Below are 13,379 nucleotides of genomic sequence, written 5' to 3'. Positions count from 1 at the left end.
ATGCGACGTATAGCTGTGATGGGCGCTGCGGGGCGCATGGGCAAGGCGCTGGTCGAGGCGGTGCAGCAACGCTCGCCGCTTTCCGGCCTGACGGCGGCCATCGTTCGGCCCGACAGTACGCTGGTAGGCGCCGATGCGGGCGAGTTGGCCTCGTTGGGGCGTATCGGCGTGCCGATGTCCGGCGGCCTGGAGAAAGTGCTCGACGAGTTCGATGTGCTGATCGATTTCACCCTGCCGGAAGTGATGCTGAAAAACCTCGCGATCTGCCGCAAGCACGGCAAGGCCATGGTGATCGGTACGACGGGTCTGGACGCTGCGCAAAAGCAATTGCTGGTCGATGCGGGCAAAGACATTCCGATCGTGTTCGCCGCGAACTTCAGCGTGGGCGTGAACCTGTCGCTGAAGCTGCTGGACATGGCGGCCCGGGTCTTGGGTGACGATGCGGATATCGAAATCATCGAGGCGCATCACCGGCACAAGATCGACGCGCCTTCGGGTACGGCCTTGCGCATGGGTGAAGTGATTGCCGATGCTCTGGGTCGCGACCTGCAGGAAGTGGCCGTGTATGGGCGCCAGGGGCACACCGGTGCGCGTGAGCGCAGCACCATCGGTTTCGCCACTGTGCGCGGTGGTGATGTGGTGGGCGACCACACCGTGCTGTTCGCCACTGAGGGTGAGCGCCTGGAGATCACCCACAAGGCGTCGAGCCGGATGACTTTCGCCAAGGGTGCTGTACGTGCCGCGCTGTGGCTGGATGGCCGCGAGCCTGGTTTGTACGACATGCAGGACGTTCTCGACCTGCGTTGATGCCCTTAAGTGCGGGGTTCAGGTTATACTGAGCCCCGTTTTACACCGCTTCGCGACGGCCTGTCGCATTCCCCTGCCTTTAAGGCTCATTAGCGGTGGACCAAAAAAGCCTTTTTCTGTAAGCTACAGCTTTAGTGTGTCCACTAAAAGCGCGCAGAATAATTCAGTGAAGAAGCGGGGTGACGTGTCCATACGTCACTCCGCTTTTTTACAACCTGCGATCGCCCTTTCAGGCTTTATTTACGGGAGGTCTTCTTGACTAAGCCAGCCATACTCGCCCTTGCTGATGGCAGCATTTTTCGCGGCGAAGCCATTGGAGCCGACGGTCAGACCGTTGGTGAGGTGGTGTTTAACACCGCAATGACCGGCTATCAGGAAATTCTTACCGATCCTTCCTACGCCCAACAAATCGTTACCCTGACTTACCCACACATCGGCAACACCGGCACCACGCCGGAAGACGCCGAGTCTGATCGTGTCTGGTCCGCCGGCCTGGTCATCCGTGACTTGCCGCTGGTAGCGAGCAACTGGCGTAACACGATGTCCCTGTCCGATTACCTGAAAGCCAACAACGTTGTGGCGATCGCCGGTATCGACACCCGTCGCCTGACCCGCATCCTTCGGGAAAAAGGCGCGCAAAACGGCTGCATCATGGCCGGCGACAACATTTCCGAAGAAGCCGCCATCGCCGCTGCCCAGGGCTTCCCTGGCCTCAAGGGCATGGACCTGGCGAAAGTCGTCAGCACCAAGAAGCAGTACGAATGGCGCTCCACGGTCTGGGACCTGAAGACCGACAGTCACGCGACGATCGAGGCTTCCGAGCTGCCTTACCACGTGGTGGCCTACGACTACGGCGTCAAGCTGAACATCCTGCGCATGCTGGTCGAGCGTGGTTGCCGCGTCACCGTGGTGCCGGCCCAAACCCCGGCCGCCGACGTCCTGGCCCTCAAGCCCGATGGCGTGTTCCTGTCCAACGGCCCGGGTGACCCGGAGCCTTGCGACTACGCGATCCAGGCGATCAAGGACGTGCTGGAAACCGAGATCCCGGTATTCGGTATCTGCCTCGGACACCAGTTGCTGGCCCTCGCTTCGGGCGCCAAGACCTTGAAGATGGGTCACGGCCACCACGGTGCCAACCACCCCGTGCAGGACCTGGATACCGGCGTGGTGATGATCACCAGCCAGAACCACGGTTTCGCGGTGGACGAAGCCACCCTGCCGGCCAACGTGCGCGCGATTCACAAGTCGCTGTTCGACGGCACGCTGCAAGGTATCGAGCGTACCGACAAGAGCGCGTTCAGCTTTCAGGGCCACCCTGAAGCCAGCCCGGGCCCGAACGATGTGGCGCCGCTGTTCGATCGCTTCATCAATGAGATGGCCAAGCGACGCTGACTGCGTGAAGCCCGAAGGCGGCCCCGAATACGGCGGCCCCTTCGGGCGCTACAAAGATTGTTCGACGGCCTAGCCGACTGACCTGCGGATTTGAGTGACAAACCCATGCCAAAACGTACAGACATAAAAAGCATCCTGATTCTCGGCGCTGGCCCGATCGTGATCGGCCAGGCCTGCGAATTCGACTACTCCGGCGCCCAGGCCTGTAAAGCCCTGCGCGAAGAGGGCTACCGCGTCATCCTGGTGAACTCAAACCCGGCCACCATCATGACCGACCCGGCCATGGCCGACGCCACCTACATCGAGCCGATCAAGTGGCAGACCGTTGCCAAGATCATCGAGAAGGAACGCCCGGACGCGCTGCTGCCGACCATGGGTGGCCAGACCGCGCTGAACTGCGCCCTGGACCTGGAGCGCGAAGGCGTCCTGGAGAAGTTCGGTGTGGAAATGATCGGCGCCAACGCCGACACCATCGACAAGGCCGAAGACCGTTCGCGCTTCGACAAGGCGATGAAATCCATCGGCCTGGACTGCCCACGCTCGGGCATCGCCCACAGTATGGAAGAGGCCAACGCCGTCCTGGAACGCCTTGGCTTCCCCTGCATCATCCGTCCGTCCTTCACCATGGGCGGCACCGGTGGCGGCATCGCCTACAACCGTGAAGAATTCGAAGAAATCTGCGCCCGTGGTCTCGACTTGTCGCCGACCAAGGAACTGCTGATCGACGAATCCCTGATCGGCTGGAAAGAATATGAAATGGAAGTTGTCCGCGACAAAAAGGACAACTGCATCATCGTCTGCTCCATCGAGAACTTCGACCCGATGGGCGTGCACACCGGTGACTCGATCACCGTCGCACCAGCCCAGACCCTGACCGACAAGGAATACCAGATCCTGCGTAACGCCTCCCTGGCGGTACTGCGCGAGATCGGCGTGGAAACCGGCGGCTCCAACGTCCAGTTCGGCATCTGCCCGAACACCGGTCGCATGGTGGTCATCGAGATGAACCCGCGGGTATCCCGTTCGTCGGCCCTGGCTTCCAAGGCCACTGGTTTCCCGATTGCCAAGGTCGCTGCCAAGCTGGCCGTGGGCTACACCCTGGACGAGCTGTCGAACGACATCACCGGCGGCAAGACCCCGGCGTCCTTCGAACCGTCCATCGACTACGTCGTCACCAAGCTGCCACGCTTCGCCTTCGAGAAGTTCGCCAAGGCCGATGCCCGCCTGACCACCCAAATGAAGTCGGTCGGTGAAGTCATGGCCATCGGCCGGACCTTCCAGGAGTCCTTGCAGAAAGCCCTTCGCGGCCTGGAAGTGGGCGTCTGCGGTCTTGATCCGAAGCTGGACCTGGCCGACCCGGAAAGCATGAGCGTGCTCAAGCGCGAGCTGACCGTGCCGGGCGCCGAGCGTATCTGGTACGTGGCCGATGCCTTCCGTGCCGGCATGACCGTCGAGCAGATCTTCGGCATGAACATGATCGACCCTTGGTTCCTGGTGCAGATCGAAGATCTGATCAAGGAAGAAGAGAAGGTCAAGACCCTGGGCATGTCCAGCATCGACCGCGACATGATGTTCCGCCTCAAGCGCAAAGGCTTCTCCGATATGCGCCTGGCCAAGTTGCTGGGTGTGACCGAGAAGAGCCTGCGTGCGCATCGCCACAAGCTGGAAGTGTTCCCGGTCTACAAGCGCGTCGACACCTGCGCGGCCGAGTTCGCCACCGATACCGCCTACCTGTACTCCACGTACGAAGAAGAGTGCGAAGCCGCGCCATCGACGCGCGACAAGATCATGATCCTGGGTGGCGGTCCTAACCGGATCGGCCAAGGCATCGAGTTCGACTACTGCTGCGTACACGCGGCACTGGCCCTGCGCGACGACGGTTACGAGACCATCATGGTCAACTGCAACCCGGAAACCGTGTCCACCGACTACGACACCTCCGATCGCCTGTACTTCGAGCCAGTGACCCTGGAAGACGTGCTGGAAATTGTCCGCGTCGAGAAGCCGAAAGGCGTGATTGTCCAGTACGGCGGCCAGACTCCGCTGAAACTGGCGCGCGCCCTTGAAGCCGCTGGCGTGCCGATCATCGGCACCAGCCCGGATGCGATCGACCGCGCCGAAGACCGTGAGCGCTTCCAGCAGATGGTCGAGCGCCTGAACCTGCGCCAGCCGCCAAACGCCACCGTGCGCAGCGAAGACGAGGCGATTCGTGCCGCCGCCAAGATCGGTTATCCGCTGGTGGTGCGTCCGTCCTATGTACTGGGCGGCCGTGCGATGGAAATCGTCTATCAAGAAGACGAGCTCAAGCGCTACCTGCGTGAAGCGGTCCAGGTCTCCAACGACAGCCCGGTGCTGCTGGATCACTTCCTCAACTGCGCCATCGAAATGGACGTGGATGCGGTCAGCGACGGCAAGGACGTGGTGATTGGCGCGATCATGCAGCACATCGAACAAGCGGGTGTTCACTCCGGTGACTCCGCTTGCTCGTTGCCGCCTTACTCGCTGCCGGCGCACATCCAGGACGAGATGCGCGAACAGGTCAAGAAAATGGCCCTGGAACTGGGCGTTATCGGCCTGATGAACGTGCAACTGGCCCTGCAGGGCGAAGACATCTACGTCATCGAAGTCAACCCGCGCGCTTCCCGGACCGTGCCGTTCGTCTCCAAGTGCATCGGTGTTTCCCTGGCGATGATCGCTGCCCGGGTCATGGCTGGTAAAACCCTGAAGGAACTGAATTTCACCAAGGAAATCATTCCGAACTTCTACAGCGTGAAAGAGGCGGTGTTCCCGTTCGCCAAGTTCCCTGGCGTCGACCCGATCCTCGGCCCTGAGATGAAGTCCACCGGTGAAGTGATGGGTGTGGGCGATACCTTCGGTGAAGCTTTCGCCAAGGCCCAGATGGGCGCCAGCGAAGTGTTGCCGACTGGCGGCACGGCGTTCATCAGCGTGCGTGATGACGACAAGCCACTGGTTGCAGGTGTAGCCCGTGATCTGATCAACTTGGGCTTCGAAGTGGTCGCCACTGCCGGTACTGCCAGGCTGATCGAAGCGGCAGGCCTGAAAGTGCGCCGCGTGAACAAGGTGACCGAGGGGCGTCCGCACGTGGTCGACATGATCAAGAATGACGAAGTCACGCTGATCATCAACACCACCGAAGGTCGTCAGTCGATCGCCGATTCCTACTCCATTCGTCGCAATGCGCTGCAGCACAAGATCTATTGCACCACGACCATTGCTGCGGGCGAAGCGATCTGCGAAGCGCTCAAGTTCGGTCCCGAGAAGACCGTGCGTCGCTTGCAGGATCTACATGCAGGATTGAAGGCATGAGCATAACCAAGTACCCGATGACAGTTCAGGGCGCGAAGGCCCTGGAAGAAGAACATGCTTTCCTGACCAAGGTCGAGCGCCCGCGCTTGAGCCAGGCTATCGGTGAAGCGCGTGAGCTGGGCGATCTCAAGGAAAACGCCGAATACCATGCTGCCCGAGAGGAGCAGGGGATGGTCGAGGCGCGTGTCCGTGATATCGAAGGTCGCATGCAGAATGCGGTGATCATCGATGTCACGACGATCCCGCACACCGGCAAGGTGATCTTTGGCACTACCGTGGAAATCGCCAACGTCGAGACCGATGAAAGCGTCACTTACCAGATCGTTGGTGAGGACGAGGCAGACATCAAGCTCGGCAAGATTTCCGTTGGTTCGCCCATCGCTCGTGCCTTGATTGCCAAGGAAGAGGGCGATGTGGTGGTGGTGAAGACGCCAGGTGGTGTCATCGAGTATGAGATTGTCGAAGTCCGTCACATCTGAACGAAGGCGCCCGCTGCGAGCGGGCGCCATGATCTGGCAGCTCACCCAGATGTTGTGGGTGGGCGGCGTCTGGTTGTTGCACATCGGTTTGCTGCCGGTGCTGGGTCGAGTCGGCCTGGCACCGCTGCTCATCGATGAAATCGCAGGCATGCTGACGGCGCTGCTGGTGGGTTTCTCCGCGGCGTGCGTAATGTTTCAGGCTTTGGTGCTGGTTCAGGCCGAGGGCCTTGCCAGTCTATGGCGCGACATTCGTGGGCAATTGTTGCTCATGTCGTTGTACGCGTGCGGGATGTTCTTTGCGGTGCGTCTCGGCTGGCCGGATGCGAGCCAGTGGCAGGCATTCAGTTACCTGGTGCTGGGTTTTTCCGGATTGGTGCTGGTGTTGCAACCGGTTCCCGGGTGGAGCGGCAGGGTGTGCGAGGCACACCCTTGACCCTTTGACATCACTTGAAGCGGTGAACGTTCGACAGTTGCTTGTTGACGCTGAAGTTCTTGCGATAAATCAGCGCCATCTTGCCGATGACCTGTACCAGGTCTGCCTTGCCGGTCTTGCACAGTTCGGCAACGGCAGCCAGGCGGGCTTCGCGGTCGAGGATGTTGAGCTTGATCTTGATCAGCTCGTGATCGCTCAAGGCGCGCTCCAGTTCGGCGAGTACACCTTCAGTCAAACCGTTGTCAGCCACAGTCAAAACCGGTTTCAGATGGTGGCCAATGGATTTGTATTGTTTCTTCTGCTCTTGAGTGAGCGGCATAATCTGACCCCTGCGTCTGATCTTGTAAAAAGCGGCGGCCAGTTTACCCGAGCAAGTCCGGGACCGCCCACTTAATCACGACCCGTTTTATTTTTGAGGTGGCCCGTGGCCCGTTCCAAGACAAGTCTTAAATGGCTGCAAGAGCATTTCAACGACCCATTCGTGAAAATGGCGCAAAAAGACGGGTATCGTTCCCGTGCCAGCTACAAGCTGCTGGAGATTCAGGAAAGAGACCGTCTGATCCGTCCAGGCATGAGCGTGATCGACTTGGGCGCCGCCCCGGGGGGCTGGTCCCAAGTGACCAGTCGTCTGATTGGTGGGCAAGGCACACTGATCGCTTCCGATATCCTGGAAATGGATAGCATCCCGGATGTGACCTTCATTCAGGGCGACTTTACCGAGGACGCCGTACTGGCGCAGATCCTTGAAGCGGTTGGAAAAAACGAGGTGGACCTTGTGATTTCCGATATGGCCCCCAATATGAGTGGATTGGCATCTGTTGATATGCCGCGATCGATGTTCCTGTGCGAGTTGGCACTGGATCTTGCGACTCGGGTGTTGAAGCCAGGTGGTGATTTTTTGATCAAGGTCTTCCAGGGTGAAGGCTTCGACGAATACCACAAAAGCGTGCGCAAGCAGTTCGAGAAGGTCACGACGCGCAAGCCGAAATCATCGCGTGATCGCTCCCGTGAGCAGTACCTGCTGGGCCGTGGTTTCCGTGGTCGCAGTGAGGAATAAGAGGTTTTTCGACCGTGGCGATAGGTTTTTCGTATTTCGTCCCGTGAGCATTAGCGAATATTGTGTAGAAAGTGTTTCACAAAGGGTTACAGACGGCGCCTGCCAGAGTCGTAGGTAATGTAGTAAGTTAGGCCGGTGAATATCATGCGAAGCGCGCGCCAGTAGCGGAGCTTGCTTCAGAGGGTAGTTAATTGAACGATATGGCAAAGAATCTGATCCTGTGGTTGATCATCGCCGCTGTCCTTGTGACCGTGATGAACAACTTCTCCAGCCCTAACGAGCCGCAGACCCTCAACTATTCCGACTTCATCCAGCAGGTCAAGGATGGCAAGGTCGAGCGCGTAGCCGTTGATGGCTATGTGATTACCGGTAAGCGCACCGATGGCGACAGCTTCAAGACCATTCGTCCGGCAATCCAGGACAATGGCCTGATCGGCGACCTGGTGGACAACCATGTCGTGGTCGAAGGCAAGCAGCCTGAGCAGCAAAGCATCTGGACCCAGCTCCTGGTCGCCAGCTTCCCGATCCTGGTGATCATCGCCGTGTTCATGTTCTTCATGCGCCAGATGCAGGGCGGCGGTGGAGGCAAGGGCGGGCCGATGAGCTTTGGCAAGAGCAAGGCCCGGCTGCTTTCCGAAGACCAGGTGAAAACCACCCTGGCCGACGTCGCGGGTTGCGACGAAGCCAAGGAAGAAGTCGGCGAGCTGGTTGAGTTCCTGCGTGATCCGGGCAAGTTCCAACGCCTGGGCGGTCGTATCCCGCGCGGCGTACTGATGGTAGGCCCGCCAGGTACTGGTAAAACCTTGCTGGCCAAGGCGATTGCCGGTGAAGCCAAGGTGCCGTTCTTCACGATTTCCGGTTCCGACTTCGTCGAGATGTTCGTCGGCGTGGGCGCCAGTCGTGTTCGCGACATGTTCGAGCAGGCCAAGAAACACGCGCCATGCATCATCTTCATCGACGAAATCGACGCCGTCGGTCGCCACCGTGGTGCCGGCATGGGTGGCGGTCACGATGAGCGTGAACAGACCCTCAACCAGTTGCTGGTCGAGATGGACGGTTTCGAAATGAACGACGGCATCATCGTGATTGCCGCCACCAACCGTCCTGACGTGCTCGACCCCGCGCTGTTGCGTCCAGGTCGTTTCGACCGCCAGGTCGTGGTGGGGCTGCCGGACATTCGTGGCCGCGAGCAGATCCTCAAGGTTCATATGCGCAAGGTGCCAATGGGTGACGACGTCGCCCCGGCAGTCATTGCGCGTGGTACGCCGGGCTTTTCCGGTGCCGACCTTGCGAACCTGGTCAACGAGGCGTCGCTGTTCGCTGCTCGTACCGGCAAGCGCGTCGTGGAAATGAAGGAATTCGAGCTGGCCAAGGACAAGATCATGATGGGCGCAGAGCGCAAATCCATGGTCATGTCGGAGAAAGAAAAGCAGAACACTGCGTATCACGAGGCGGGTCACGCGATCGTCGGTCGTGTCGTGCCTGAGCATGATCCGGTCTACAAGGTCTCGATCATTCCGCGCGGTCGCGCCCTGGGCGTGACCATGTTCCTGCCGGAAGAGGATCGCTACAGCCTGTCCAAGCGTGCATTGATCAGTCAGATCTGTTCGTTGTACGGCGGTCGTATCGCTGAAGAGATGACGCTGGGCTTCGATGGTGTGACCACTGGCGCGTCCAACGACATCATGCGTGCCAGTCAGATCGCCCGGAATATGGTCACCAAGTGGGGCCTGTCCGAGAAGTTGGGGCCGCTGATGTATGCCGAAGAAGAGGGAGAAGTATTCCTCGGTCGTGGTGGCGGTGGCCAGCATGCAAGCTTCTCTGGCGAAACGGCCAAGCTGATCGATTCCGAAGTGCGCAGCATCATCGACCAGTGTTACGGCACAGCCCGGCAGATTCTCACGGACAACCGTGACAAGCTCGATGCCATGGCCGATGCCCTGATGAAGTATGAAACCATCGATGCCGAGCAGATCGACGACATCATGGCGGGTCGCGTACCTCGCGAGCCTCGTGACTGGTCGGGTGGTACTGGCACCTCCGGTACACCTCCGGCTGTACAGGGTGAGCGTCCGGAAACACCGATTGGCGGTCCGGCCGCTGATGTCTAAGGCTTGAAATGACTTCTGTTCAGTCCTCGACCCGGTTGCCTTGCGGCAACCGGGTTCTTGATTTGGCCCATGCGCATGTCATGGGCATTCTCAATGTCACGCCTGATTCCTTTTCCGATGGTGGTCGATTCAGCCAGCTCGATGCTGCGCTGCGGCACGCCGAGGCCATGGTGGTCGCGGGCGCAACGCTGATTGATGTGGGTGGTGAATCGACCCGGCCGGGCGCGCGTGCGGTCTCGCCGACCGAAGAGCTGGAGCGAGTGGCGCCGATTGTCGAGCGTATCCATCGCGAACTTGATGTCATTATCTCCGTCGATACGTCCACGCCTGCGGTCATGCGTGAGACTGCGCGACTGGGGGCGGGCTTGATCAATGATGTTCGATCCCTGCGGCGCGATGGTGCCCTGGACGCTGCGGCGGCCACCGGGTTGCCGGTGTGCCTGATGCATATGCTCGGCGAGCCGGGGACCATGCAGAATGACCCGCACTATGATGATGTGACCAGGGAGGTGGGTGAATTCCTGGTGGAGCGTCTGGACCAGTGTGTCGCCGCGGGCATTCCCGCCGAGCGGATCATCCTTGACCCTGGGTTCGGCTTTGCCAAGACCCTGGCTCACAACCTGAGCCTGTTCAAACATATGGAAGCCTTGCATGCCTTGGGGCGGCCCCTGTTGGTTGGGGTCTCGCGAAAGAGCATGATAGGCAATGCCTTGGGCCGCCCGGTGGGCGAACGCCTGTATGGCGGTCTCGCGCTGGCTGCCTTGGCCCTTGCCAAGGGCGCGCGTATATTGCGCGTGCACGATGTAGCCGAAACGATGGATGTCGTGCGGATGATCGCAGCTGTGGATTCAGCCGAATAAGAATGACGGAGCACTTATGAGCAAGAAATACTTTGGCACCGACGGGATTCGTGGTCGGGTCGGCGAATACCCTATTACCCCTGATTTCATGCTCAAGCTCGGCTGGGCGGCCGGCATGGCGTTCCGCAAAATGGGCGCTTGCAAGGTGCTGGTCGGCAAGGACACGCGAATTTCCGGCTACATGTTCGAATCGGCACTCGAGGCCGGCCTGACGTCGGCGGGTGCCGATGTGATGCTGCTGGGCCCGATGCCGACGCCAGCCATTGCCTACCTGACGCGTACGTTCCAGGCCCAGGCAGGCATCGTGATCAGTGCCTCGCACAACCCTCATGATGACAACGGCATCAAGTTCTTCTCCGGCCAGGGTACCAAGCTGCCGGATGATATCGAGCTGATGATCGAAGAGCTGCTGGACACGCCGATGACTGTGGTTGAGTCGAGCAAGATCGGCAAAGTGTCGCGGATCAACGATGCATCGGGTCGCTACATCGAGTTCTGCAAAGGCAGTGTGCCGACCGGTACCAGCTTTTCCGGCCTGAAAGTCGTCGTCGATTGCGCCCACGGGGCAACCTATAAAGTTGCGCCGAGCGTCTTTCGCGAGCTGGGCGCCGAGGTGGTGGTACTTTCCGCCCAGCCTAATGGCCTGAACATCAACCATAACTGTGGCTCCACCCATACCGAGGCGTTACAGGCCGCGGTGCTGGCTGAGCAGGCCGATCTCGGGATCGCCTTCGATGGTGACGGTGATCGGGTCTTGATGGTCGATCACACCGGCACGGTCGTCGATGGTGACGAGCTGCTGTTCATCATTGCCCGTGACCTGCATGGGCGCGGCAAGCTGCAGGGCGGCGTGGTTGGTACGTTGATGAGCAACCTTGGGCTTGAACTGGCCCTGGCGGACTTGGATATTCCGTTCGTGCGGGCTAACGTGGGTGACCGCTATGTGATCTCGGAGCTGCTGGAGCGCAACTGGGTGATCGGGGGCGAGAACTCCGGCCACATCGTGTGCTTTGACCATACCACCACAGGTGATGCGATCATTGCAGCCCTGCAAGTGCTGATGGCGCTCAAGGCGCGTAACGAAGGCCTCGCACAGTCGCGCCAGGCATTGCGCAAATGCCCGCAAGTGTTGATCAACGTGCGTTTCGGTGGCGGTGTAAATCCTCTCGAGCATGCGAAGGTCAAGCAGGCCAGTGAGCATGTGACACAGGCGATGGCGGGGCGTGGGCGTGTGTTGTTGCGCAAGTCCGGCACAGAGCCTTTGGTGCGTGTCATGGTCGAAGGGGAGGATGAAGCGCAAGTTCGCGGTTATGCCGAAGAGCTGGCAAAACTGGTTACTGAAGTTTCTGCCTGAATTCGGCTTGCCAGTCATGAATCGGTTGGGTAACATCTGCGCCCACTTTGACCGACGAGGTACAGCATGCGTCGCCCTATGGTAGCTGGTAACTGGAAGATGCACGGTACCCGCGCCAGCGTCGCTGAGCTGATCAATGGCCTTCGTCATCTGGCCTTGCCAAGCGGTGTTGATGTTGCGGTATTCCCGCCTTGCCTGTTTATCAATCAAGTGATTGATGGCTTGAAAGGCAAATCGATTTCGGTCGGTGCGCAGAATTCTGCGGTGGAATCCATGCAAGGTGCGCTGACTGGTGAAATTGCGCCGAGTCAGTTGCTGGATGCAGGTTGCTCCCTGGTCCTGGTCGGGCATTCCGAGCGCCGCCAGATCATGGGCGAGCAGGACAAGACCTTGATCCGCAAGTTTGCTGCGGCCCAGGGCTGTGGTCTGATTCCGGTGTTGTGCGTAGGGGAAACCCTCGAGCAGCGTGAAGCGGGCAAAACCCTTGAAGTTGTCGGGCGTCAGCTGGGCAGCATCATCGAAGACCTGGGTGTCGGTGCTTTTGCAAAGGCAATCATTGCTTACGAGCCAGTCTGGGCCATTGGCACCGGGCTGACTGCTTCGCCGCAACAGGCGCAGGATGTGCACGCAGCCATCCGCGCACAGTTGGCGGCAGAGAATTCTGAAGTGGCACGAGGTGTGCGGCTTCTATACGGCGGCAGCGTGAAGGCGGCCAATGCGGTCGAACTGTTCGGCATGCCGGATATCGATGGGGGGCTCATTGGTGGAGCGTCCCTGAATGCAGATGAGTTCGGTGCGATTTGTCGCGCCGCGGGAAACTGAAAAAATGCTGGAAACAGTCGTAGTCGTTTTTCATCTGCTGGGTGCACTGGGCGTAGTTGCTCTTGTATTGCTGCAGCAGGGTAAAGGTGCGGATGCTGGTGCGTCTTTCGGTGCAGGTGCTTCAAATACTGTGTTCGGAAGCCAAGGTTCCTCTACCTTTCTTAGTAAGTTTACTGCTATACTTGCCGCCGGTTTCTTCATGACCAGCTTAGGGTTAGGTTACTTTGCTAAAGAGAAAGCTCATGAGCTGACTCAAGTAGGTTTGCCAAACCCAGCGGTACTGGAAGCGCCAAAGCAACAGCCGGCTTCTGATGATGTCCCGGTGCTTCAAGAGCAAAAGTCGGCCAACCCGGCGACTGACGTACCTCCAGCTCAAGAGCAGAAGTAAGAAGGTTTCAAACGCTGTATTGCCGAGGTGGTGGAATTGGTAGACACGCAACCTTGAGGTGGTTGTGCCCATAGGGTGTAGGGGTTCGAGTCCCCTTCTCGGTACCAATTATCAGGAGAGCCCGCGATTGCGGGCTTTCTTGTAGGTGGAAGGGTTACATTGACCCTGTAAGGGATCGGTCGTATACTTCCGCCCCAGCTTTGTCGCGGGATGGAGCAGTCTGGTAGCTCGTCGGGCTCATAACCCGAAGGTCGTCGGTTCAAATCCGGCTCCCGCAACCAGTTTCAGGGGCCCCTTCCAAGGGGCTTTTTGTTAGCTGGACACTTTATAACGCCGCTGTTCGACGGCG

Annotated in this window: 12 protein-coding genes and 2 tRNA genes; 13 read left to right on the top strand and 1 reads right to left on the bottom strand. The window is 59.4% G+C overall.

Going from position 1 to position 13,379, the window contains the following annotated elements; translation table 11 throughout:
* The 5 genes from dapB (at window position 1) to AB4O09_RS26560 (ending at window position 6,438) form a co-directional block, all read left to right on the top strand.
* Complete coding sequence (dapB, locus tag AB4O09_RS26580; RefSeq protein ID WP_027911988.1) at window positions 1-807, top strand: 4-hydroxy-tetrahydrodipicolinate reductase; 807 nt, start codon at window positions 1-3, stop codon at window positions 805-807.
* A gap of 255 nt (window positions 808-1,062) precedes the next feature.
* Window positions 1,063-2,199 carry a glutamine-hydrolyzing carbamoyl-phosphate synthase small subunit gene (gene carA / locus AB4O09_RS26575; RefSeq protein WP_003197697.1) on the top strand — a complete coding sequence of 379 codons (1,137 nt, stop codon included), beginning with the start codon at window positions 1,063-1,065 and terminating at the stop codon, window positions 2,197-2,199.
* A 105-nt stretch (window positions 2,200-2,304) separates the two neighbouring features.
* Window positions 2,305-5,526, top strand: a complete 3,222-nt coding sequence (gene carB, locus AB4O09_RS26570; protein WP_003197699.1) for a carbamoyl-phosphate synthase large subunit — start codon at window positions 2,305-2,307, stop codon at window positions 5,524-5,526.
* 2 nt (window positions 5,527-5,528) lie between these two features.
* A complete protein-coding gene (gene greA / locus AB4O09_RS26565) occupies window positions 5,529-6,005 on the top strand; it encodes a transcription elongation factor GreA (protein ID WP_027911987.1) in 477 nt (158 codons plus the stop codon).
* 28 nt (window positions 6,006-6,033) lie between these two features.
* Window positions 6,034-6,438 (top strand): hypothetical protein, encoded by a 405-nt coding sequence (locus tag AB4O09_RS26560; protein ID WP_028237551.1) that lies wholly within the window; start codon window positions 6,034-6,036, stop codon window positions 6,436-6,438.
* A gap of 10 nt (window positions 6,439-6,448) precedes the next feature.
* Here AB4O09_RS26560 and AB4O09_RS26555 read toward each other — a convergent pair whose 3' ends face one another.
* The gene (locus tag AB4O09_RS26555; RefSeq protein ID WP_003197704.1) at window positions 6,449-6,757 is read right to left on the bottom strand and encodes a YhbY family RNA-binding protein; all 309 of its coding nucleotides are present in this window, start codon (window positions 6,755-6,757) and stop codon (window positions 6,449-6,451) included.
* A 105-nt stretch (window positions 6,758-6,862) separates the two neighbouring features.
* On the opposite strand from AB4O09_RS26555, the gene rlmE reads away from it, so the two are divergent.
* The 8 genes from rlmE (at window position 6,863) to AB4O09_RS26515 (ending at window position 13,311) form a co-directional block, all read left to right on the top strand.
* Window positions 6,863-7,495 (top strand): 23S rRNA (uridine(2552)-2'-O)-methyltransferase RlmE, encoded by a 633-nt coding sequence (gene rlmE, locus AB4O09_RS26550; RefSeq protein WP_003177853.1) that lies wholly within the window; start codon window positions 6,863-6,865, stop codon window positions 7,493-7,495.
* Window positions 7,496-7,695: 200 nt separating this feature from the next.
* Entirely contained in the window at window positions 7,696-9,606 is a 1,911-nt protein-coding gene (gene ftsH, locus AB4O09_RS26545) for an ATP-dependent zinc metalloprotease FtsH (protein WP_013692252.1), read from the top strand.
* Between the two features lie 8 nt (window positions 9,607-9,614).
* Complete coding sequence (gene folP, locus AB4O09_RS26540) at window positions 9,615-10,466, top strand: dihydropteroate synthase (protein WP_003197708.1); 852 nt, start codon at window positions 9,615-9,617, stop codon at window positions 10,464-10,466.
* A gap of 16 nt (window positions 10,467-10,482) precedes the next feature.
* Window positions 10,483-11,820 (top strand): phosphoglucosamine mutase, encoded by a 1,338-nt coding sequence (gene glmM, locus AB4O09_RS26535; RefSeq protein ID WP_003197710.1) that lies wholly within the window; start codon window positions 10,483-10,485, stop codon window positions 11,818-11,820.
* A 66-nt stretch (window positions 11,821-11,886) separates the two neighbouring features.
* Window positions 11,887-12,642: a triose-phosphate isomerase gene (tpiA, locus tag AB4O09_RS26530; RefSeq protein WP_003197712.1), complete on the top strand. Its 756-nt coding sequence runs from the start codon at window positions 11,887-11,889 to the stop codon at window positions 12,640-12,642.
* 4 nt (window positions 12,643-12,646) lie between these two features.
* Window positions 12,647-13,030 (top strand): preprotein translocase subunit SecG, encoded by a 384-nt coding sequence (gene secG, locus AB4O09_RS26525; RefSeq protein ID WP_003197714.1) that lies wholly within the window; start codon window positions 12,647-12,649, stop codon window positions 13,028-13,030.
* Window positions 13,031-13,051: 21 nt separating this feature from the next.
* Window positions 13,052-13,137 (top strand) — tRNA-Leu (locus tag AB4O09_RS26520).
* A 97-nt stretch (window positions 13,138-13,234) separates the two neighbouring features.
* Window positions 13,235-13,311, top strand: a tRNA-Met gene (locus AB4O09_RS26515).
* Window positions 13,312-13,379: the final 68 nt, after the last annotated feature.

The organism is Pseudomonas sp. H1_F01, assembly GCF_054681425.1.
This window is presented reverse-complemented; position numbering and strand designations above follow the sequence as displayed.

Excerpts from the sequence above, each read along its gene's own strand:
- dapB (WP_027911988.1), top strand. The coding sequence starts at position 1 with ATGCGACGTATAGCTGTGATGGGCGCTGCGGGGCGCATGGGCAAGGCG.
- carB (WP_003197699.1), top strand. The coding sequence starts at position 2,305 with ATGCCAAAACGTACAGACATAAAAAGCATCCTGATTCTCGGCGCTGGC.
- AB4O09_RS26560 (WP_028237551.1), top strand. The coding sequence starts at position 6,034 with ATGATCTGGCAGCTCACCCAGATGTTGTGGGTGGGCGGCGTCTGGTTG.
- AB4O09_RS26555 (WP_003197704.1), bottom strand. The coding sequence starts at position 6,757 with ATGCCGCTCACTCAAGAGCAGAAGAAACAATACAAATCCATTGGCCAC.
- ftsH (WP_013692252.1), top strand. The coding sequence starts at position 7,696 with ATGGCAAAGAATCTGATCCTGTGGTTGATCATCGCCGCTGTCCTTGTG.
- folP (WP_003197708.1), top strand. The coding sequence starts at position 9,615 with ATGACTTCTGTTCAGTCCTCGACCCGGTTGCCTTGCGGCAACCGGGTT.
- glmM (WP_003197710.1), top strand. The coding sequence starts at position 10,483 with ATGAGCAAGAAATACTTTGGCACCGACGGGATTCGTGGTCGGGTCGGC.
- tpiA (WP_003197712.1), top strand. The coding sequence starts at position 11,887 with ATGCGTCGCCCTATGGTAGCTGGTAACTGGAAGATGCACGGTACCCGC.
- secG (WP_003197714.1), top strand. The coding sequence starts at position 12,647 with ATGCTGGAAACAGTCGTAGTCGTTTTTCATCTGCTGGGTGCACTGGGC.